This window comes from Micromonospora psammae, assembly GCF_036902725.1.
GTDB lineage: Bacteria > Actinomycetota > Actinomycetes > Mycobacteriales > Micromonosporaceae > Micromonospora.
Window position 1 is genome coordinate 232,865 of record NZ_JBAKHM010000003.1, and the last position, 19,581, is coordinate 252,445.

At 71.7% G+C, this 19,581-nt stretch carries 20 protein-coding genes; 2 read left to right on the forward strand and 18 right to left on the reverse strand.

Going from position 1 to position 19,581, the window contains the following annotated elements; genetic code table 11:
* Nucleotides 1–15 precede the first annotated feature (15 nt).
* The 16 genes from V6U79_RS07235 to paaA all read right to left on the reverse strand — a co-directional run bounded on the left by V6U79_RS07235 (nt 16) and on the right by paaA (nt 15,768).
* Nucleotides 16–1,341 (reverse strand): NADH-quinone oxidoreductase subunit D, encoded by a 1,326-nt coding sequence (locus V6U79_RS07235; RefSeq protein ID WP_334531090.1) that lies wholly within the window; start codon nt 1,339–1,341, stop codon nt 16–18.
* On the reverse strand, nt 1,338–2,075 hold the full coding sequence (locus tag V6U79_RS07240; protein ID WP_334531087.1) for an NADH-quinone oxidoreductase subunit C: 738 nt from the start codon (nt 2,073–2,075) through the stop codon (nt 1,338–1,340). Before V6U79_RS07240 ends, V6U79_RS07235 begins: the two co-directional genes overlap by 4 nt.
* Before the next feature lie 55 nt (nt 2,076–2,130).
* Nucleotides 2,131–2,808 carry a NuoB/complex I 20 kDa subunit family protein gene (locus tag V6U79_RS07245; RefSeq protein ID WP_334531084.1) on the reverse strand — a complete coding sequence of 226 codons (678 nt, stop codon included), beginning with the start codon at nt 2,806–2,808 and terminating at the stop codon, nt 2,131–2,133.
* A gap of 14 nt (nt 2,809–2,822) precedes the next feature.
* Nucleotides 2,823–3,188 (reverse strand): NADH-quinone oxidoreductase subunit A, encoded by a 366-nt coding sequence (locus V6U79_RS07250; protein WP_132391534.1) that lies wholly within the window; start codon nt 3,186–3,188, stop codon nt 2,823–2,825.
* Nucleotides 3,189–3,323: 135 nt separating this feature from the next.
* Nucleotides 3,324–4,598: a geranylgeranyl reductase family protein gene (locus V6U79_RS07255; protein WP_334531078.1), complete on the reverse strand. Its 1,275-nt coding sequence runs from the start codon at nt 4,596–4,598 to the stop codon at nt 3,324–3,326.
* A 134-nt stretch (nt 4,599–4,732) separates the two neighbouring features.
* Nucleotides 4,733–4,957, reverse strand: coding sequence for a hypothetical protein (locus V6U79_RS07260; protein ID WP_334531076.1), 225 nt, complete (start codon nt 4,955–4,957; stop codon nt 4,733–4,735).
* Between the two features lie 83 nt (nt 4,958–5,040).
* Nucleotides 5,041–5,751: a demethylmenaquinone methyltransferase gene (locus V6U79_RS07265; RefSeq protein WP_334531073.1), complete on the reverse strand. Its 711-nt coding sequence runs from the start codon at nt 5,749–5,751 to the stop codon at nt 5,041–5,043.
* A gap of 109 nt (nt 5,752–5,860) precedes the next feature.
* The gene (locus tag V6U79_RS07270) at nt 5,861–7,093 is read right to left on the reverse strand and encodes a cell wall anchor protein (RefSeq protein ID WP_334614006.1); all 1,233 of its coding nucleotides are present in this window, start codon (nt 7,091–7,093) and stop codon (nt 5,861–5,863) included.
* Between the two features lie 547 nt (nt 7,094–7,640).
* On the reverse strand, nt 7,641–8,852 hold the full coding sequence (locus V6U79_RS07275; RefSeq protein WP_334614007.1) for a hypothetical protein: 1,212 nt from the start codon (nt 8,850–8,852) through the stop codon (nt 7,641–7,643).
* Nucleotides 8,853–9,173: 321 nt separating this feature from the next.
* Nucleotides 9,174–10,370 (reverse strand): cell wall anchor protein, encoded by a 1,197-nt coding sequence (locus V6U79_RS07280; RefSeq protein ID WP_334614008.1) that lies wholly within the window; start codon nt 10,368–10,370, stop codon nt 9,174–9,176.
* Nucleotides 10,371–10,712: 342 nt separating this feature from the next.
* On the reverse strand, nt 10,713–11,903 hold the full coding sequence (gene mqnC / locus V6U79_RS07285) for a cyclic dehypoxanthinyl futalosine synthase (RefSeq protein ID WP_334614010.1): 1,191 nt from the start codon (nt 11,901–11,903) through the stop codon (nt 10,713–10,715).
* A 96-nt stretch (nt 11,904–11,999) separates the two neighbouring features.
* Nucleotides 12,000–13,136 (reverse strand): 1,2-phenylacetyl-CoA epoxidase subunit PaaE, encoded by a 1,137-nt coding sequence (gene paaE / locus V6U79_RS07290; RefSeq protein WP_334531061.1) that lies wholly within the window; start codon nt 13,134–13,136, stop codon nt 12,000–12,002.
* Nucleotides 13,133–13,609, reverse strand: coding sequence for a 1,2-phenylacetyl-CoA epoxidase subunit PaaD (gene paaD, locus V6U79_RS07295; protein ID WP_334531058.1), 477 nt, complete (start codon nt 13,607–13,609; stop codon nt 13,133–13,135). Before paaD ends, paaE begins: the two co-directional genes overlap by 4 nt.
* A gap of 55 nt (nt 13,610–13,664) precedes the next feature.
* On the reverse strand, nt 13,665–14,414 hold the full coding sequence (gene paaC, locus V6U79_RS07300) for a 1,2-phenylacetyl-CoA epoxidase subunit PaaC (protein WP_334531055.1): 750 nt from the start codon (nt 14,412–14,414) through the stop codon (nt 13,665–13,667).
* Nucleotides 14,411–14,701: a 1,2-phenylacetyl-CoA epoxidase subunit PaaB gene (paaB, locus tag V6U79_RS07305; RefSeq protein WP_334531052.1), complete on the reverse strand. Its 291-nt coding sequence runs from the start codon at nt 14,699–14,701 to the stop codon at nt 14,411–14,413. Before paaB ends, paaC begins: the two co-directional genes overlap by 4 nt.
* On the reverse strand, nt 14,698–15,768 hold the full coding sequence (paaA, locus tag V6U79_RS07310; RefSeq protein WP_334531049.1) for a 1,2-phenylacetyl-CoA epoxidase subunit PaaA: 1,071 nt from the start codon (nt 15,766–15,768) through the stop codon (nt 14,698–14,700). Before paaA ends, paaB begins: the two co-directional genes overlap by 4 nt.
* Before the next feature lie 367 nt (nt 15,769–16,135).
* On the opposite strand from paaA, the gene V6U79_RS07315 reads away from it, so the two are divergent.
* Nucleotides 16,136–17,125: a hypothetical protein gene (locus V6U79_RS07315; protein WP_334614011.1), complete on the forward strand. Its 990-nt coding sequence runs from the start codon at nt 16,136–16,138 to the stop codon at nt 17,123–17,125.
* Nucleotides 17,125–18,060 carry a serine hydrolase gene (locus V6U79_RS07320; protein ID WP_334614012.1) on the forward strand — a complete coding sequence of 312 codons (936 nt, stop codon included), beginning with the start codon at nt 17,125–17,127 and terminating at the stop codon, nt 18,058–18,060. The genes V6U79_RS07315 and V6U79_RS07320 overlap by 1 nt, the downstream gene beginning before the upstream one ends.
* A gap of 49 nt (nt 18,061–18,109) precedes the next feature.
* Here V6U79_RS07320 and V6U79_RS07325 read toward each other — a convergent pair whose 3' ends face one another.
* The gene (locus tag V6U79_RS07325; protein WP_334614013.1) at nt 18,110–18,961 is read right to left on the reverse strand and encodes a menaquinone biosynthetic enzyme MqnA/MqnD family protein; all 852 of its coding nucleotides are present in this window, start codon (nt 18,959–18,961) and stop codon (nt 18,110–18,112) included.
* Entirely contained in the window at nt 18,954–19,520 is a 567-nt protein-coding gene (locus tag V6U79_RS29765; RefSeq protein ID WP_442933752.1) for an ArsR family transcriptional regulator, read from the reverse strand. Before V6U79_RS29765 ends, V6U79_RS07325 begins: the two co-directional genes overlap by 8 nt.
* Between the last annotated feature and the right edge of the window lie 61 nt (nt 19,521–19,581).

Genomic DNA, 19,581 nt, shown 5'->3' on the forward strand with positions numbered 1-19,581 from the left:
GCTCACTCCTCGCGCTCACCTGTCACAACCACCCATCACGGGGTCCAGCGAGGCGCCGCCGGCGATCACGTCGGCGATCAGGCCGCCCTCGGCCATCGCCGGGAGGGCCTGGAGGTTGACGAAGCTCGGCTCCCGGTAGTGCACCCGGTAGGGGCGGGTGCCGCCGTCGGAGACCGCGTGCACGCCCAGCTCGCCGCGGGGCGACTCGATGGCGACGTACACCTGGCCCGGCGGGACCCGGAAGCCCTCGGTGACGAGCTTGAAGTGGTGGATCAGCGACTCCATCGACTGACCCATGATCTTGGCGACGTGCTCCAGCGAGTTGCCCATGCCGTCCACGCCGATGGCGAGCTGCGCCGGCCAGGCGATCTTGCGGTCGGCGACCATCACCGGGCCCGGCTTCAGCCGGTCCAGCGCCTGCTCGACCAGCTTGAGCGACTCCCGGATCTCGGCGAGCCGGACCTGGTAGCGGCCCCAGACGTCCCCGGCCGGGTGGGTCGGTACGTCGAACTCGTAGGTCTCGTAGCCGCAGTACGGCATGGTCTTGCGCAGGTCCCAGGCGAGCCCCGCGGAGCGGAGCACCGGACCGGTCACGCCGAGCGCGAGGCAGGCGGTCACGTCGAGCACCGCCACGTTCGTCGTCCGCTCGACCCAGATCGGCTGGCCGGAGAGGAGGTCCTCGTACTCCTTGAGCTTCTTCGGCATCATCTTGAGGAAGTCGCGGATCTTGCCGATCGCCTCGTCCGGCACGTCCTGCGCCACCCCGCCGGGCCGGATGTACGCGTGGTTCATCCGCAGGCCGGTGATGGTCTCGAAGATGTCGAGGATGTACTCCCGCTCCCGGAAGCCGTACAGCATGATCGAGATGGCGCCCAGCTCCATGCCGGTGGTGGCCAGCCAGACCAGGTGCGAGGAGATCCGGTTCAGCTCCATCATCAGCACCCGGATGGTGTTCGCCCGCTCGGTCACCTCGTCGGTGATGCCGAGCAGCTTCTCCACCGCCAGCGCGTACGCCGTCTCGTTGAACAGCGGCGAGAGGTAGTCCATCCGGGTCACGAAGGTCGAACCCTGGACCCAGTTGCGGTATTCGAGGTTCTTCTCGATGCCGGTGTGCAGGTAGCCGACGACCGAGCGGGCCTCCCGGACCGTCTCGCCCTCCAGCTCCAGGATCAACCGGAGCACACCGTGCGTGGACGGGTGCTGCGGACCCATGTTGACGACGATCCGCTCGTCGTTGATCGGGTCGGCGCCGGAGACGACCTCGTCCCAGTCCCCACCGGTGACGGTGAAGACCTTCCCCTCGGTGGTCTCACGCTCGGTCGCGTAGTTCGACGTGGTCACTGGTAGGACCTCCTACGGTCCGGCGGGGGAATCTCCGCGCCCTTGTACTCGACGGGGACGCCGCCGAGCGGGTAGTCCTTGCGCTGCGGGTGCCCCTCCCAGTCGTCCGGCATGAGGATCCGGGTCAGGTTGGGGTGGCCGTCGAAGACGATGCCGAACATGTCGTACGCCTCCCGCTCCTGCCAGTCGGCGGTCGGGTAGACGGCGGTGACGCTCGGCAGGTGCGGGTGCTCGGCGGGGACCGCGGCCTCCAGCCGGACCCGACGCCGGTAGGTCATCGAGGTGAGCTGGTAGACGACGTGCAGCCGCCGCTCGTCGGCGCCCAGGTAGTCCACACCGGAGACCGAGGAGCAGAGCTCGAAGCGGAGCGCCAGGTCGTCCCGCATCACCTGGCAGACCTCGGCGATCCGCTCCGGCCGGACGTGCAGGGTCAACTCACCCCGGTCGACCACGACCTTCTCGATCGCCTCGCCGAAGCCCGGGTACGCCTCCTCCAGCGCGTCCCGCACCTCGTCGAAGTAGCTCCCGTACGGGCGCGGGGTCTCCTCGATCGGCCGGCGCTGGCGGACCAGGCCGCCGAAGCCGGAGACGTCGCCGGAGCCCTGGATGCCGAACATGCCACGCCCGGCGGGGCTGGACGGCGGGTACTCGGCCGGGGCGGTGCTGCTGGCCCCCGCCGGGGTCACCGGTACCGGCACCCCGCCGTCGTCGTTCCTGTCCTTCGGTGCGGTCACCGCGCCGGCCCTCCGTTCGCGACTGCGGGGCTCCGCTCCGCTGCACTCCTCGCGCTCACCTGGGTCCCCCCTGCGGCTGGAGGTGGTTCTGAGCGTTCATCCAGTTCTCGATCCGCAACTGCTCCTCGCGCCCCTCGCGGACCGCCTTCGTCCACTCGGCACGCCGGGCCTTGTCGTTGCGGTACGACGACGGCATCGAGCCGTACGGCACCACGGGCACGTCGCCGCGCTCGATGCGGGCCTCGAGCATCTTGCGGCCGTTCGCGCCCAGCGGCTCGTACATGATCTTCTCGCGGAGCTTGAGGATCGCGTCGATCAGCATCTCCGGCCGGGGCGGGCAGCCCGGGAGGTACATGTCCACCGGGACCACGTGGTCGACGCCCTGGACGATCGCGTAGTTGTTGAACATGCCGCCGCTGCTGGCGCAGACGCCCATGGAGAGCACCCAGCGGGGCTCCGCCATCTGGTCGTAGATCTGGCGCAGCACCGGGGCCATCTTCTGGCTGACCCGGCCGGCGACGATCATCAGGTCGGCCTGGCGCGGCGAGGCCCGGAAGACCTCCATGCCCCAGCGGCCCATGTCGTAGTGCGGACCACCGGCGGCCATCATCTCGATGGCGCAGCAGGCCAGGCCGAAGGTGGCGCCCCAGACGGACGACTTCCGCGACCAGTTGACCAGCTTCTCCACGGAGGTGAGCAGGACGCCGGCGGGGAGCTTCTCCTCGATGCCCATCTGACGTACCTCCCTCAGTCCCAGTCCAGGCCGCCGCGCCGCCACACGTAGGCGTACGCGACGAAGACCGCGACGATGAACAGGACCATCTCCACGAAGCCGAAGATCGGCAGGGCGTCGAAGGAGACCGCCCAGGGGTAGAGGAAGATGATCTCGATGTCGAAGACGATGAAGAGCATCGCCGTCAGGTAGAACTTGATCGGGAACCGTCCGCCGCCCACCGGCTGCGGGCTCGGCTCGATGCCGCACTCGTACGCCTCGAGCTTGGCCTTGTTGAAGCGCCGGGGACCGGCGAAGCGGGCGGCGGCCACGGAGAACAGCGCGAACCCCGCGGCGAGGGCGAACAGCCCGATGATCGGTGCGTAAGGCGAGAGCGACATCTTTTCTCCTGCTCGTCCTTCCCCTGCCCCTGGTGCTTGACGAAAATCACACTATTCACGTCCCTCGTGACGTCCGTCAGCGGGGGTCGATCTTTGTCCTCGCCCGGGGCCGTCGCCGGCCCCGGGCGCGGTGGTCTACACGGCGGGTGCCGCCTTGGTCATGGCGTTGATGACCCGGTCCATCGCGTCCCCGCCGCGCGGGTCGGTCAGGTTGGCCAGCAGCTTGAGCACGAAGCGCATCAAGGTCGGGTGCGGCATGCCGTGCCGGGTCGCCATCCGCATCACCTCGGGACGGCCGATCAGCTTGACGAAGATCCCGCCGAGTCGGTAATAGCCGCCGAAGCGCGCCTTGAGCTCCTGCGGGTACGCCATCAGCGCCCGCTCCCGCTCGGCGCCGGCCGGTCGGGCCAGCGCCTGGACCGCGATCTCCGCGGCCAGCTCGCCGGACTCCATCGCGTACGCGATGCCCTCGCCGTTGAACGGGTTGACCATGCCGCCGGAGTCGCCGACCAGCAGGACTCCGCGGGTGTAGTGCGGGACCCGGTTGAAGCCCATCGGCAGCGCCGCGCCGAGGATCGGCCCCTCGGCGTTCGTCTCGTCGGTCATCCCCCAGTCCTCGGGGGTGTTGGCCAGCCAGTCGGTGAGCAGCCGCCGGTAGTTGGTTTTACCGAAGGCGGAGGAGGAGTTGAGCACGCCCAGACCGACGTTGACCCGACCGTCGCCGAGCCCGAAGATCCAGCCGTAGCCGGGGAGCAGGGCGTCGCTGTCCTTGCTGCGCAGCTCCAGCCAGGACTCCAGGTAGTTGTCGTCGTGCTTGGCCGGCGAGCGGTAGTAGCGCCGGACGGCCACCCCGATCGGGCGGTCCTCCCGCTTGGCCAGCCCGAGGGCGAGCGGGAAACGACCGGAGACGCCGTCCGCGGCGACGACCAGCGGGGCGTGGAAGGTGGCCGGCTCCTTCTCCGGGCCGACCTCGGCCTGCACGCCGATCACCCGGTCGTCGGCGTCGAGCACCGGACCCATGACGTTCACGCCGGTGCGCAGCTTCGCCCCGGCGGAGACCGCGCGCTGGGCGAGCAGGTCGTCGAAGTCCAGCCGGGTGCGGACCAGCCCGTAGTTGGGGAAGCTGGCCAGGTCGGGCCAGTCCAGTTCGAGGCGTACCCCGCCGCCGATCACCCGCAGGCCCTTGTTCTGCAGCCAGCCGGCCTCGGGCGAGGTGTCCACGCCCATCCGGATCAGTTGGCGCACGGCCCGGGGGGTGAGCCCGTCCCCGCAGACCTTCTCCCGGGGGAACTCGGTCTTCTCCAGCAGCAGCACGCGCACGCCGTGCCGCGCCAGGTGGTACGCGGTCGCCGATCCTCCGGGACCGGCGCCCACGACGATCACGTCGGCGTCGTTCTCCACCGCGGTCATCTGCGCCTCCTCCCGCATGCTCGTGAAATGCTTCACAAGCCGATCGGGTTGGAGTCTATGACCGGCGTTACACCCGGGGGCGCTGAGGGGTACCTAACTCGCCGGAAACACGCCGGTCGGCGTCCACTTCGGCGTCAGCGGCGGACCGGGCCACCGGCGTCCAGGCCGGCATCGACCCGGATCGCCTCCGGCAGGTGCTCGCGCAGCGCCCCACCGGCGGCGCGGTCCAGGGCGGCCAGCACCTCGGCGACCACCTGTCGGACGTCGGCGGGGTCCGCGCCGGCCAGCTCCCGGAGCTGCGCGATGAGTTCGGCCGCGTCGTCGTCGAGGGTGGCGTCCGCCCGGTCTGGTCCCTTCATGGGACCGAGCCTACGGGGCAAAGTAGACTAATTGCGGACATTCACAAAAGAGCAGTGCTGCCGGTCACCGGCAGCCCGGGGGCTCAGTCGCGGGTCGCGCGGTGCAGGGCGACCACCCCACCGCTCAGGTTGCGCCACGCCACCCGAGACCAACCGGCCGCACCGATCCGCGCGGCCAGCGCCGCCTGGTCCGGCCAGGCCCGGATCGACTCGGCCAGGTAGACGTAGGCGTCGGGGTTGCTGGACACCGTCCGCGCCACGGCCGGCAGCGACCGCATCAGGTACGACAGGTAGACGGTGCGGAAGGCCGGATTCACCGGGGTGCTGAACTCGCAGACCACCAGCCGGCCGCCGGGCCGGGTGACCCGGGCCAGCTCACGCAGGGCGGCGTCGGTGTCGTTGACGTTGCGCAGCGCGAAGGAGATCGTCACCGCGTCGAAGGCGCCGTCGGCGAAGGGCAGCCGCAGCGCGTCCCCGGCCAGCAGCGGCACCGCCGGTCGGCTGCGCTTGCCGGCGTGCAGCATCCCCAGCGACAGGTCCGCGCCGACCGCGTACGCCCCGGAGTGGGCCAGCTCCTCGGTCGAGACGCCGGTGCCCGCGCCCACGTCCAGCACCCGGTCGCCGGGGCGCAGGTCGAGCGCGGTCCGGGTCGCCCGCCGCCAGAACCGGTCCTGGCCGAAGGAGAGAACGGTGTTCGTCAGGTCGTAGCGGGCGGCCACGCCGTCGAACATCGCGGCGACCTCGTGCGGCTGCTTGTCCAGGTTGGCGCGCTGGCCCTGCGGGGTACGGCTCACCCCTCCACTCTGCCAGCCGGCTCCCGACCGGCCGGCACCGGCCCGCTGTCGCGCGGACGCGAAACGGGCGGGGTGGTCGCCCACCCCGCCCGTCGTGCGTCCGTACCGGTCAGTCCCCGGACTTCTCGTCGGTCGGGGCCACCAGGACGACCTTGCGCCGGCGGGAGAGCACCAGCAGCGCCCCGCCCGCGAGCAGGATGGCGGCGCCGATGCCGCCGATCAGGCCGACCTGGACACCGGTGACCGGAAGCCCGCCGTCGCCGCCACCACCACCGCCGTTGGACGGGGTCGCGGTCGGCTGGCCGGTCGGGGTGGGCTGCCCGGTCGGGGTGGCCGTCGGAGTCGGCGTCGGGTCGGTCGTCAGGGCGACGAAGACGTCGAACTGCGCGGTGTTGTCGACCTCGTCGGTCTCGGTGAAGGTCCGCCGCTGGGTGCCGGTGGCGACCCGGGGGGCCTCCTCCGGCTCACCCTCGGCGGCGTCGAGACCGGCGGCGAAGAGGAAGCCCGGGCGGAGCAGCGGCGTGGTGACCTCCGCGCCGACCTTCACCCGCACCTCCGAGGTGTAGAACTGGCCGGGCCGCAGCACCGCGCCCGAGTCCTCGCAGTACGCCTGGGCGAGCCCGCCCAGCTCCTGTTCGACGCAGCCCTCCGGCACCTCCACGAAGGTGACGCCGGCCGGCAGCGTGATCCCGTACGCCACGCCGGTGGCCCGGCGGCTGCCGTCGTTGTAGATGGCCCAGTCCAGCGGGGCGCTCTCGCCCGGCTTGACGCCCTTGAGGTCCGACTCGCCGGCCTCGTCGCCGTCGACGGCGACGTCCGCGTACACGTCCTGCACCCAGCTGGTCAGGTCGTAGCCGGGCTTGGCGACGGTGATCTCGTGCTCGACGGTGTTGTCGTCGGAATTCGGGTCGGGGGTGGCGGAGGTGATGGTGACGACGAGGGTGCCCGCGTCGCCGCGACCGCCGGTGGAGAAGAGCGGGATGCCGAAGTCCTCGGTGGTGCCGCCCGGCACGTCACCGAACTGGCAGGTGAAGACGGTGCCGTCGGCCTCGCACCCGTCCGGCACCACCACGCCGACCTTGCGGTCCTTGAGGCCCTTGGTCTCCACGGTCACCCGGACGTCCTTGGCGGCGACGGCGCCGCGGGTGTTGTCGATCTGGAACTTGAACGGCTTGGCCCTGGCCTCCTTGACGCCCTTGGCCAGCTCGTAGCTGAGCGGGACGAGCTGGAGGTCGGCCTGGTCGGCGGCGTGCGCCGGAGCGGCCACGGTGGCCAGGCCGCCGGCGGCGAGCAGGGCCACGGCACCGGCACGGGCCAGGGCCGAGCGGTGGAACGGAATCATCGATCCCCCGGGGGTTAGGGAAGGTGGATGGTCGTTGCGAACCGAGCGGAAGGTATCGGAGATCGACGGCCGTGCGCCAGCGTCGACGACGGATGCCGGGCGTCGGCGTCCGAACGGATGAACACCGAGGGCGGGATGGTCACCCATCCCGCCCTCGGTGCGGTGCGTTATGTGAACGGCCCTCATGGACCGATGGAGGACGTGCCCCCGGGCTGCCCGCTTCCCGCCGCCGGAATTCCCGGCGAGAGCAGGTGCCGGCCGCACGTTAGCCATCGCCGGCCGGGCCGCGCCATCCCTGCGCGCCGATCGTTTCCGAGCTGTGCCCCGGCCGCTACCAGGCGATTGTCCGGATCACCGGCCTTGCACCGGATCTCACCCGCCGACCGCCGCCCGAACGGCCGCCATGAATGCCGTTCCGGCCGCCGCGGGCACGACTTCCGGTCGGTCGCGGCGGGACGGAGCCGGGACGCGGCGCGGGGTGGGACGGCCGCCCGTCCCACCCCGCGTCCACCGGCCTCGTCACGGCCGGTCGATCCAGACCCGCCGGTCAGGCGGTCGGCTTCTCGTCGCCGGGGGTCACCAGGACCACCCGCCGCCGCCGCGCCAGCACGAACATCGCGCCACCGGCGGCCAGCACCGCGGCACCGACGCCACCGACCAGGCCGGCCTGCGGACCGGTCACCGGCAGACCGCCGCCGCCACCGCCACCGCCGGAGCCGCCCCGGTTGCCCTCTGCCACGATCACGGCATAGGGGTCGGTGTTGTCACTGGCATCGACGTCGGTCGCATTGGCGGGCAGACCCTTGATGAACGAGGGCAGGCCGGCCTTCGCCGTGTACGGGGTGGTGTGTTCGGTGGCGATCGCGGCGGTCGTGACGACGCCGCCGGTCAGGGTGCCCGGCTTGACGTCCTTGCCCACCTTGATCGGGAAGTGGACGTCGATGACGGAGTACCGGTCATCCCGATCGTCGCGGTCGTCCTGCACCGCGTACAGCAGGACGTCTTCCCAGACGCAGCTGACCGAGCGCATCGCGGCGTCGTAGTCGCAGTGCTCGTACTTGGCGCCGAAGGTGACACCCTCGGGCAGCTTGATGGTGCTCTTGAGGCCGAGCGCGATCTGGTCGCCCTGGTTGGCCACCAGGTAGTGCAGTTCGGCCTGGTCGCCGGCGCGGAGGTCCTCGAGCGGGATCGCCTCGTCCTCGGTGACCTTGAAGCCGCGGGTCACGTCGTCGGCCTGGGTGACCAGGTCCGGGCCGTGCTCCTCGCTGAACTCGACGGTCGCCGCCCTGGAGTCGTTGTTGGTGTTGACATCCTCCGGCGCGACGATCGTGAGGGTCACCGGGGCGGCGTAGCGGCCTTCGAGGTCGGGCGCCTTGAAGAGTACGACCGGGACGTCCACGGTCACGCCCGGGCCGGGCAGCGCCTCCGGCGGCAGTACGCAGGTCCAGCGCGTCGGCTTCAGCTCGCCCTCGAGGTCACAGTCCTCCTCGATCGGCAGCACGGCGACCTCGTCGAAGTCCACCTTCGACACGTCGATGGTCACGGTGACCTTGCTCGGGGCGTGCTCGCCACGGTTGGTGATCCGGGCGAAGGCGACCTTGCCCTGGGCGTCCGCGGCGACCTTGGTGCCGACGACGTCGAGCGAGAGGTCGGTCTCGACGGCCTCGGCGTACGCCGGGGCGCCCAGCCCGGCGAACACACCGGAAGCCAGCAGCGCGGCGGCACCCAGCCGCGCCAGCGGTCGATTACAAAAGATCATGAGTAGCTGCCCCCGGCGGAAGATCGGAAAGTACGCCGCCGCAGGTTAGCGGCCGTCGATGGCCGCTGCCACCCCGCGCGGAACCGGGCCGGGCGGCATCCCTGCGGGAGGGTTGCGGATTGCCCGGGTTGGACGCTCATGTCACGGCCGCTGCGAGGTGACCGTCCACCAAAAGGTCACCAGGACTGCCGGCGGGGCGGTAACGGCCCACCATTCGGCGGGCGGACCCGGGGAGGAACGCCGAGGGCGGGATGGTCGCCCATCCCGCCCTCGGTGCGGTGCGTTATGTGAACGGCCCTCATGGGCCGATGGAGGACATCGTCAGGCGGTGGGCTTCTCGTCGCCCGGGGTCACCAGGACGACCCGGCGACGACGCGCCATCAGGAAGAGCGCGCCACCCGCGGCGGCCGCGGCGATGCCGACGCCACCGATCAGACCGGCCTGCGGGCCGGTGACCGGCAGACCGCCGCCACCGCCACCGCCGTCGGTCTTCTTGGCCACGATGACGGCGTAGCCGTCGCTGTTGTCGCTGGTGTCCACGTCGGCGGCCTGGAGGCCCTCGACGTTGGCCGGCAGCGCGACGGGCTTGCGCGCCTCGGCGGCGGTCGGCAGGTCGCCGATCGGCTCGACGCTGACCATGCCACCCTTCAGGGCGCCCGGCTTCACGTCCTTCGCCACGTCGAACAGGTGGTAGAAGCCGTACGCCGAGTAGAGCTTGTCGTCGTTGCTGTCGTCCTGGATCGCCGGGATGAGGCGGAAGTCCTCGTAGGTGCAGGTGAAGGTGAGCTTGTCCGCCGAGTACTCGCAGCCCTGCTCGGTCTCGGCCGGGGTCACGCCCTTGGGCAGCTTGACCGAGATCTTCAGGCCGGCGGACGCGACGTCACCCTGGTTGGCGACGAAGTAGGTCAGCGCCGACCGGCCTCCCGGGTGCAGGTCACCGGAGTAGGACGGGTTGCCATCGACGATCTTGACAGCCTGCTTGACGTCCTCGGCGAGCACGTTCAGGTCCGGCCCGCTCTGCTCGGAGAACTCCAGGGTGGCGGACTTCGCGTTGTTCTCCGGGTTGGTGTCGTCCTTGGAGATCAGCTTGAAGGAGAGCGGCGCCTTGTAGGTGTTTTCATCGTCGAACTTGAACACCACCAGCGGCAGGTCGGTGGTCTCGCCGGCCCCCGGCAGGCCCTTCTCGGTGGCGTAGCAGGTGAACGCCGTCGGCTTCTCCTCGGTGCCCTCCAGCTCGCAGCCGTCCGTGAACGGCACGACCCTGACCTTGGTGAAGTCCACCTTGGAGACGTCGATCCGAACGGCCAGCTCGCTCGGGGTGTTCTTGCCGGTGTTGGTGATCTTGGCGAAGGCCAGCTTGCCCGGGGTGCCGGCGGCGACCCGGGTGCCGACCACGTCGAGCGCCAGGTCGGTGGAGGTCTCCGCGGCGTGGGCCGGGGTGCCGAGGGCGGTGAACGCGCCGGAGGCGAGCAGCGCGGCAGCGCCGAGCCGCGCCAGCGGTCGGTTACGGAAGATCATCAGAAGGTTCCCCCGAGGAAGTGTGGAAGGTACGCCGGCCGCACGTTAGCGGCCCACGATCACCTTCGCCACCCCCTCCACCCGCGTTTCCGACCTGCGCACCTAAGTGTCACTTAAGGATCGCCCGAATTGACGGGCATTGTGGGGGCGGAATGTCGCGCCGCTCCTCCGAACGGCCGAGACGAATACCGACCCGGTCGATGCGCACCCGACGATCCGGCCGGTCACCGGGCGAACGGCCGCCGTCACGTACGGTGGCTCACCGCCGATCTCCGGCCGGGAAACGGCGTGGGGTGGGACGGTCGCCCGTCCCACCCCACGTTCCGCGCTTGCGCGCCCGCCTCAGCGGGCGTCGACCAGGGGCAGTTGCCGGCCCGCGCCACCGCCGGGCATGGCGATCGAGGAGAAGTGCGAGACCACCCGCTCGTCGGTCGGGTCGTCCGCCGGGGTGTGGTGCACCGCGAGCCGGCGGTAGAGGGTGTCCCGCTGCGCGGGGATCCGGTCCGCCGAGCGGATCATCCCGATCAGCTCGTGCAGGTTGGAGCGGTGCCGGGCACCGGCCGAGGAGATGACGTTCTCCTCCAGCATGATCGAGCCCAGGTCGTCCACGCCCATGTGCAGCGCGAGCTGGCCGACGTCCTTGCCGGTGGTCAGCCAGGACGCCTGCAGGTGCGGCACGGTCTCGAAGAAGAGCCGGGCGACCGCGACCAGGCGCAGGTACTCCAGCGTGGTGGCCTGGGTCCGCCCCTTGAGGTGGTTGTTCTCCGGCTGGTACGTCCACGGGATGAACGCCCGGAAGCCGCCGGTGCGGTCCTGCACGTCGCGGATCATCCGCAGGTGCTCGATCCGCTCCGCGTGCGTCTCGCCGGTGCCCATCATCATGGTCGCGGTCGACTCGACGCCCTGCCGGTGGGCCAGCTCCATGACCTCCAGCCAGCGCTCACCCGACTCCTTCAGCGGCGCGATCGCCCGGCGCGGCCGCTCGGGCAGCATCTCCGCGCCGGCGCCGGCGATGGAGTCCAGCCCAGCTGCCTTGATCCGCGAGATGGCCTCGTCCAGGCTCACCCCGGAGACCTTCGCCATGTGCAGGATCTCGCTCGGGCCGATCGAGTGGATCGCGAGCTGCGGGTAGGCCTTCTTGACCGAGGAGAAGAGCTCCTCGTAGTACTCCACGCCGTAGTCCGGGTGGTGGCCCCCCTGGAGCATCACCTGGGTGGCGCCCAGCTCGACCGCCTCGCCGCAGCGGCGCAGGATCTCCTCGGTCGGGTGGGTCCAGCCCTCCTTGTGCTTGGGGGCCCGGTAGAACGCGCAGAACTTGCACGCCGTCACGCAGACGTTCGTGTAGTTGATGTTGCGGTCGATCAGGTAGGTGACGATGTTGTCCGGGTAGCGCCGCCGCCGCACCGCGTCGGCCGCCTCGCCCAGCGCGTGGAAGGGCGCCTCGGTGTAGAGCAGCAGGGCCTCCTCGGGCGTGATCCGCCCGCCGTCCGCGCCGCGCTGCAGGATGTCGTCGATCTCCCGGCTCACCGTCACGCCTCCGAGGGTACGCCGGTGCGGCCCCGGGCCCGTTCGGGGTGCTCCGCGATGTGACGCGCCGGCGGGACCGACGTCGGTCCGGCCGGGTGCCGGTCAGGCGTCGTAGTCGACCGTGAGGGTGTCGGTCACCGGGCTGGACTGGCAGGTGAGGACGTAGCCCCGGGCGAGCTCGTCCGGCTCCAGGGCGTAGTTGCGGGCCATCGTCACCTCGCCGGAGACCACCTTCGCCTTGCAGGTCGAACAGACCCCGCCCTTGCAGGCGTACGGCAGCTCGCCCCGGACCTTCAGCGCGGCGTCCAGCACCCGCTCGTCCCGGCCCATGGTGAAGCGCGACGAGCGACCGTCCAGCACGATCGTCACCTCGGCGCCGGCGCCGGGTTCGTCACCCGGGCGGCGCACCGGCTCCGGCGGCGCATCGACGTGGAACAGCTCGGTGTGCACCGCCGACTCGGGCAGGCCCCGCCCGGTCAGCAGCGCCTTGGCGTCCACCACCATCCCGTACGGGCCGCAGAGGAACCACTCCTCGATCGTGTCGCCCGGCACGATGGTCTCCAGCAGCCGGGCCAGCCGGTCGGCGTCGATCCGCCCGGACAGCAGCGGCGACTCGCCCTGCTCCCGGGAGAGCACGTGCACCAGGTGCAGCCGGGTCGGGTAGCGGTCCTTCAGGTCGGCCAGCTCCTCGGCGAACATCACCGTGTTGGCCGTGCGGTTGCCGTACACCAGGGTGAAGGTGCTGGCCGGCTCGACGGCCAGGGCGGTCGCGACCAGCGCGAGCACCGGGGTGACGCCGGAACCGGCGACCACCGCGCCGTAGTGGCGGACCCGGTCCGGCGCGAACGCCGTGGTGAAGTGCCCGAGCGGAGGCAGCACCTCGACGGTGTCGCCGCCGCGCAGCGCGCCACAGGCGAACGCGGAGAACGCGCCGCCGGGAATCTCCCGCACCCCGATCCGCAGCCGGCCGTGCCGGGCCAGCTCGTCCGGGGTCGAGCAGATGGAGTACGACCGCCGCACGTCCGTCCCGTCCGCACCGGCAGAGCCGGTGGGCCCGGCTCCGCCGGGACGACGTACCGTGAGGTGCTGGCCGGCGGAGAACGCAAAGGTCTCCCGCAGCTCCTCGGGCACGGCGAAGGTGACCGCCACGGCGTCGTCGGTGAGCCGGTCGACGGCGGCGACGGTCAGCGGGTGGAAGGCCGGCCGACGGCGGACCGGGCGGGTGATGGTGACAGTCACAGCGCCTTCAGGTGGTCGAAGGGTTCGGAGCAGGAGCGGCAACGCCAGAGCGCCTTGCAGGCGGTGGAGCCGAAGCGGCTGATCTGTTCGGTCTCCGGGGAGCCGCAGCGCGGGCAGCGGACCGCGAGGGTCAGCGGGACGACGCCGCCGGCGCGGACGGGCGCGGGCGGGGCGATGCCGGCGGCGGCCAGCTTCTCCCGCCCCCGGTCGGAGATCCAGTCGGTGCTCCAGGCCGGGCGGTAGACCGTGCGGACCTCGGCGTCGGGGTGGCCGGCGGCGGTCAGCGCGCGGCGGATGTCGGCGCGGATCACGTCCATCGCCGGGCAGCCGGTGTAGGTGGGGGTGATGGTGACGACCACCCGGCCGGTGGCCGGATCCTGGTCGACCGCCCGCAGGATGCCGAGCTCGTCGATGGTGATCACCCGGATCTCCGGGTCCACCACCGCCGCCACGGCCGCCCTGGGGTCGGTCACCGGAGTCGCCTTCCGTTCGCGACTGCGGGGCTCCGCTCCGCTGCACTCCTCGCGCTCACCACTTCGCCCCGGGATGGGCGCGGTGCAGCACCTGCATCTCCGCCAGCAGGTACGACAGGTGCTCGGTGTGCACCCCGTCCCGCCCCCCGGTCGGCGCCCAGGAAAGGTCGGGCCGGGTCAGGGTGGCCTCGTCGAGCACGGCGGTGACGATGCTGAGCCACTCGTCCCGCAGGGTCGCCGGGGCCGGGGCCACGCCGCGCTCGACCAGCCGGTCGATCAGCCCGTCCGTGGCGAAGAGCTCGTACGCGTACGGCCAGACCGCGTCCACCGCGTCCTGCATCCGGCGGTGCGACTCCTCGGTCCCGTCACCGAGCCGACGCACCCAGAGCGAGGAGTGGTCGAGGTGGTAGGCGGACTCCTTGCGGGCCTTCGCCGCGATCGCGGCGATCCGCTCGTCGCTGGAGGCGACCAGCCGGTCGTAGTGCGACCGCTGGTACGCCGAGAGGAAGAGCAGCTTCGCCATGGTCACCGCGAAGTCGCCGTTGGGCAGCTCGACCAGCAGGCAGTTGCGGAACTCCCGGTCGTCACGCAGGTACGCCAGCGCGTCCTCGTCCCGGCCGGCGCCCTCCACCTCCCCCGCGTACGACAGCAGCAGGCGGGCCGCGCCGAGCTGGTCGAGCGCGATGTTGGCCAGCGCGATGTCCTCCTCCATCTCCGGCGCGCGGGTGGCCCACTCGCCGAGCCGCTGCGCCGCGACGAGCGCGTCGTCGCCGAGCCGGAGGCTGAACTCGAAGAGGTCGTTCACAGGTGCGCCACCCCGTCCGGCACCTCGTAGAAGGTGGGGTGGCGGTAGACCTTGTCGGCGGCCGGGTCGAAGAAGGCGTCCTTCTCGTCCGGGCTGGACGCGGTGATCGCGCCCGCCGGCACCACCCAGATGGAGACCCCCTCCTGGCGGCGGGTGTAGAGGTCCCGGGCGTGGCGCAGGGCCAGCTCGGCGTCAGGGGCGTGCAGGCTGCCGACGTGGGTGTGCGACAGGCCGCGCCGGGCCCGGACGAAGACCTCCCACAGCGGCGAGTGCTCCTGGCCGGTCATGCCGCGACCCTCTCCTTCTGCTGCTCCACCCGCTTGGCGGCGTACGCCGCGGCGGCCTCGCGTACCCAGGCGCCCTCGGTGTGCGCGCGCCGCCGGTGTTCCATCCGCTGCCGGTTGCACGGGCCGTTGCCCTTGATCACCTGCATCAGCTCGTCGTAGTCGGGCTGGGTGTAGTCGTGCGCCTGCCGCTCGTCGTTCCAGCGCAGGTCGGGGTCGGGCAGGGTGAGGCCGAGGATCTCGGCCTGCTGCACGCACATGTCCACGAAGCGCTGGCGCAGTTCGTCGTTGGAGAAGCGCTTGATCTTCCAGGCCATCGACTGGGCGGAGTGGGTGGAGTCGCCGTCCGGCGGGCCGAACATCGCCAGCGACGGGTACCACCAGCGGTCCACGGCGTCCTGGGCCATCGCCTTCTGGGCGGGGGTGCCGTGGGCGAGGGTGTGCAGGATCTCGTAGCCCTGCCGCTGGTGGAACGACTCCTCCTTGCAGACCCGGATCATCGCCCGCGCGTACGGCCCGTACGAGCAGCGGCAGAGCGGGACCTGGTTGACGATCGCCGCGCCGTCCACCAGCCAACCGATCGCGCCGACGTCGGCCCAGGTCAGCGTCGGGTAGTTGAAGATCGAGCTGTACTTCTGCCGGCCGTCGAGCAGGAGCTGGACCAGCTCGTCCCGGCTGACGCCCAGGGTCTCGGCGGCGGCGTAGAGGTAGAGCCCGTGGCCGGCCTCGTCCTGCACCTTGGCCAGCAGGATCGCCTTGCGCTTGAGCGAGGGGGCCCGGCTGATCCAGTTCCCCTCGGGCTGCATGCCGATGATCTCGGAGTGCGCGTGCTGGGCGATCTGCCGGATCAGCGTCCTGCGGTACGCCTCCGGCATCCAGTCGCGCGGCTCGATCTTCTGGTCGGCGTCGATCACGTCGGCGAAGTAGGCCGCCAGGTCCGCGCCGGGGTCGGGCGCCTCGCGCCGGCCCCGGGCGGCCGCCTCGCGCAGCGCCGCCTCGGCCGCCTCGACCTGATCGAGCAGGCCACCGCCGGGAGCGTCCCCCTCGGCGGCGAAGTCGTTGCCATACATGGCCCAAGTGTTACAGCTCGCCTCTCGTGACACCAGAGGGTGTAACAGGATTTGCGAGCGCCCCTACGTCACCGGCCGGCCGCGCTGGGTCACCACCAGGCCACCGATGCGGCTGTGACTTGCCTCACCAAAGAAAGATGAATCCCCCCAAGGGAGGCATAGCGGCCCTTAGTCCCGGGTTCGCGGCAAGTTGGCGAGCGTCGGGTTCTGGCGCGTCGCCGGACCGGACGTAGACTTTCCCGGTCACACCGATCGGCTGCCGACGATCACCGCGAAGCAGAGGCCAGTCCCCCGGCCTCGGCGGTCAGGCGACCCAATCGGATAACAGCCGGTCCCCCCGGCCCTGACATCTGGAGCTCACCCACTCATGCGATCTCGCGTGATCATGGTGCTCGCCGTCCTGGCGGTCCTGCTCGGCGCCGGCCTGCTGGTGCCCACCGCGTACGCGCGGCTCGCCGGCGACGGCGCGGGCCTCGGCGGCATCGGTGGCGGCGCGGCCGAACAGGTCCCCGTCCCGGCACCGACCGCACCCCCGCCGCCCACCCTGACCGCCGCCCCGGTGTCGGTTGACTTCAAGGGCGAGTTCTTCGGCTGGGCTCTGCTGGACCGGAAGACCGGCACGGTCTCGGGGTCGAAGAACATGGCCTCGACCAGCTCGACCGAGTCGATGCTCAAGGCCTGGATCGTCGCCGACTACCTGCGCCAGCTCGGCGACAAGGAGCCGCCTGCGGCGCTGAAGAAGGCCGCCAGCCTGGCCATCCGGGACAGCAACGACGACGCGGCCAACAAGGTCTACGCGGCGGCGGGTGGCTCCTACAAGGTGCCCGCGGGCGGCCAGCCCGGTCCGGTGGTCAAGCGGGCGATCAGCATCTGCGGCCTCACCGACACCAGGCGCGGCAACGTTCGCCCGTACGAGGGCTGGTGGAGCTTCACCCGGATGTCCCCCCGGGACGCGGCCCGGCTCGGCGACTGCATCGCCGACGGCAGGGCGGCCGGCCGGAAGTGGACCGGATGGGTGCTCGACGAGATGAGCAAGGTCCGGGGGAGCGTGAGCCAGCAGCAGGCCAGGTCCGGCGGCGGCAAGTGGGGCATCGTCGACGGCCTCCCCGCCGAGATCAAGGCGCAGGGCCCGGTGAGCATGAAGAACGGCTGGACGCTGCTCGGCTACGACGGCAACTGGCACGTCAGCTGCCTCGCCGTCACCGACAAGTGGAGCCTCGCGGTGATGCTGCGCTACCCCGCCAGCAGCCGCCTGCCGTACGGCGCGAAGGTCTGCGCCGGCGTCGCCACCCAGCTGGTCGCGCCGCAGCCGGGCGCGGCGCTCAAGGTGCCGCAGCAGCCGGCCGGGAAGCTCTGATGGCGGGCGACCGCCGGGGCGACCGGCGGGACAACCAGATGCTCAAGCTGGGCGCCGTCGCCGCGATCCTGATCGGACTGGTGCTGGTGTCGCTGCGGCTGCTGCCCGGCTCGCCGCTGGAGTCCGCCGCCGCCTCGCAGTGGGGGGAGCCGGCCGGGCCGAAACGGTCCACGGGTGAGCCCGGCGACCGCAGCGACCGGCCCCGGCCCAGCCCGTCGCCGTCGCTGGAGCCGCTGCCGTTCGAGCAGAAGCAGGTCGACCTCGACCTCAAGGGCTGGTACGCCTGGAGCGTCCTGGACACCCGGACCGGCGAGATCATCGGCTCCGAGAACATGGCCGAGACCAGCACCACCGCGTCGCTGATCAAATCCTGGATCGTCGCCGACTACCTCCGCCGCGCGGACGACGCCGGCCAGACGCCGAGCGACGCCAAGCTCGCCGACGCCACCCGGATCATCCGGGACAGCGACAACATCCGGGCCGAACAGTTCTACAACTCCCTCGGCCGGTCCGCCTCGATCAAGCGGATGGTCTCCCTCTGCAAGACCACCGACAGCAGCCCGGCCGCCGACGGCGGCTGGAGCCGGACCAACCTCTCCCCCCGCGACACCGCCCGGCTCGGCGCCTGCATCGCCGACGGTCGCGCGGCCGGACCGAAGTGGACCAAGTGGCTGCTCGGCGAGATGCGGCAGGTCCGCGGCGCCGGCGACTTCGGCATCCGCAAGGCGTTCCCGGCCGCCGAGCGGAAGGACATCGCGATCAAGAACGGCTGGGTGGACCGGACCCGGGAGCAGGAGTTCCACATCAACTGCCTGGCCATCGGCGACAACTGGACGATGGGCGTGATGGTCCGCTACCCGATCGGCCTGGGCGTCGAGTACGGCATGAAGAACTGCCAGAAGATCACCGAGGCGGTGCTCCGCGACGACCTCTGAGCCCGGCCGAGCTGGGTTCGACCGGGCTCGATGGGCGGCCCGACCGGGCTCAGCCGGTGAAGAACTCCGGGCCGCCGGCGGGGAGCGGCGGGGCCTCGCCGATCGCCGCGGCCCGCCGGGCGAACTCCCGCAGGCCGGCGACCTGCCGCTCACCGAGGGAGAAGTCGAGGGCGCGGAAGTAGGTGGCGAGGGTGTCCGCGTCGAACGGCTCCCAGCGGGCGGCCGACTCCGCCACCTGGTCCAGCTCGGCCAGGCACAAATCGCGGGAGCGCAGGAACGCCTCGTGCACTTCCTTGACCATGCCCGGGTGGGCGGCCGCGAAGTCACGGCGTACCGCCCAGACGGCGAAGACCATCGGCAGGTCGGTCCACTCCCGCCAGGCCTGCCCGAGGTCGGTGACCTCCAGCCCGCGGCGGGGCGCCTCGTAGAGCGCGCGCAGCGCCACGTCCCCGATGAGCACCCCGGCGTCGGCCTCCAGCAGCATCTGGGTCAGGTCCGGCGGGCAGCGGAAGTATTCGGGGCGGACCCCGTACCGCTCGCCGAGGAGCAGTTGCGCGAGGAGCACACCGGTCCGCGAGGTCGAGCCGAGGGCGACCCGGCCGCCGTCCAGCTCGCCCAGCGGCTTGGTGGAGACCACGTTGACCGAGAGCACCGGCCCGTCGCTGCCCACCGCCAGGTCCGGCAGGAGCAGCAGCTCGTCGGCGTGCCGCAGGTACTCGACGTGTGAGATCGGCCCGATGTCCAGGTCGCCGGCGACCAGGGCGGCGCTGAGCCGGTCCGGCGAGTCCTTGTGCAGGTCGACGTCGATCAGCGCGCCGGAACGCATCAGCCCCCAGTAGATCGGCAGACAGTTCAGGAACTGGATGTGCCCGACCCGGGGGCGTTCGACGCGCTCAGCCATGACCTGACGGTATCCCCGTGGGCCAGTCCGGGCTCAGCGGGCCGGCGCGGGAGTGGCCAACTCCGCAGCGGCCGCCGTGGCGGACCGGGCGCCGCCGGGTCGGGCAGCGGGTGGGCCGGGGGCGCCCGGCCCTCGGGGACGCCCTTCGGCGCGGCGCCGCCGTGGACCTCCGCGTCCGCCGTCGGGCGGGCCGCACCGGCGCGGCGAACCGCCCGCGCCACAACCGGGACGAACGCCAGCACCACCGGCAGGCCGGCCACGCGGTGTCCCGAACGGAGCCGCCTCCTCCAGCGCCTGCTCGGCCGCGGGCGCCTCCGACCCCGCACCGCGCCCCGCGTCGGCCATCCAGCTCTGGCGGAACGTGCGCCACAAACGCTCCCGCGCGTCCGCCCCGGCTGGGTGCCTGCTCGACCAGGCCGAACTTCACCGACGCCCGCAGGTGGTAGCTGGTCGCACTCGGCGACAGCCCGACGATCTCGGCGCACGCGGTGGCGCCGCCCTCCCGGGTGCTCAGATGCTCCATGATCGCGATTCGGGCCGGATGGGCCAGCGCCCGCATCACCTGCGGATCGCTCCCCTCGCACCGCCCCGCCTCGCACCGCCTCAGAATCGGCTAGGTG

What these genes read in the sequence shown, in the direction of transcription:
- V6U79_RS07245 (WP_334531084.1), bottom strand. Translation starts at nt 2,808, where the DNA reads ATGGGCATCGAGGAGAAGCTCCCCGCCGGCGTCCTGCTCACCTCCGTG.
- V6U79_RS07250 (WP_132391534.1), bottom strand. Translation starts at nt 3,188, where the DNA reads ATGTCGCTCTCGCCTTACGCACCGATCATCGGGCTGTTCGCCCTCGCC.
- V6U79_RS07255 (WP_334531078.1), bottom strand. Translation starts at nt 4,598, where the DNA reads ATGACCGCGGTGGAGAACGACGCCGACGTGATCGTCGTGGGCGCCGGT.
- V6U79_RS07260 (WP_334531076.1), bottom strand. Translation starts at nt 4,957, where the DNA reads ATGAAGGGACCAGACCGGGCGGACGCCACCCTCGACGACGACGCGGCC.
- V6U79_RS07270 (WP_334614006.1), bottom strand. Translation starts at nt 7,093, where the DNA reads ATGATTCCGTTCCACCGCTCGGCCCTGGCCCGTGCCGGTGCCGTGGCC.
- V6U79_RS07275 (WP_334614007.1), bottom strand. Translation starts at nt 8,852, where the DNA reads ATGATCTTTTGTAATCGACCGCTGGCGCGGCTGGGTGCCGCCGCGCTG.
- V6U79_RS07280 (WP_334614008.1), bottom strand. Translation starts at nt 10,370, where the DNA reads ATGATCTTCCGTAACCGACCGCTGGCGCGGCTCGGCGCTGCCGCGCTG.
- paaB (WP_334531052.1), bottom strand. Translation starts at nt 14,701, where the DNA reads ATGACCGGCCAGGAGCACTCGCCGCTGTGGGAGGTCTTCGTCCGGGCC.
- paaA (WP_334531049.1), bottom strand. Translation starts at nt 15,768, where the DNA reads ATGTATGGCAACGACTTCGCCGCCGAGGGGGACGCTCCCGGCGGTGGC.
- V6U79_RS07315 (WP_334614011.1), top strand. Translation starts at nt 16,136, where the DNA reads ATGCGATCTCGCGTGATCATGGTGCTCGCCGTCCTGGCGGTCCTGCTC.
- V6U79_RS07320 (WP_334614012.1), top strand. Translation starts at nt 17,125, where the DNA reads ATGGCGGGCGACCGCCGGGGCGACCGGCGGGACAACCAGATGCTCAAG.
- V6U79_RS07325 (WP_334614013.1), bottom strand. Translation starts at nt 18,961, where the DNA reads ATGGCTGAGCGCGTCGAACGCCCCCGGGTCGGGCACATCCAGTTCCTG.
- V6U79_RS29765 (WP_442933752.1), bottom strand. Translation starts at nt 19,520, where the DNA reads ATGCGGGCGCTGGCCCATCCGGCCCGAATCGCGATCATGGAGCATCTG.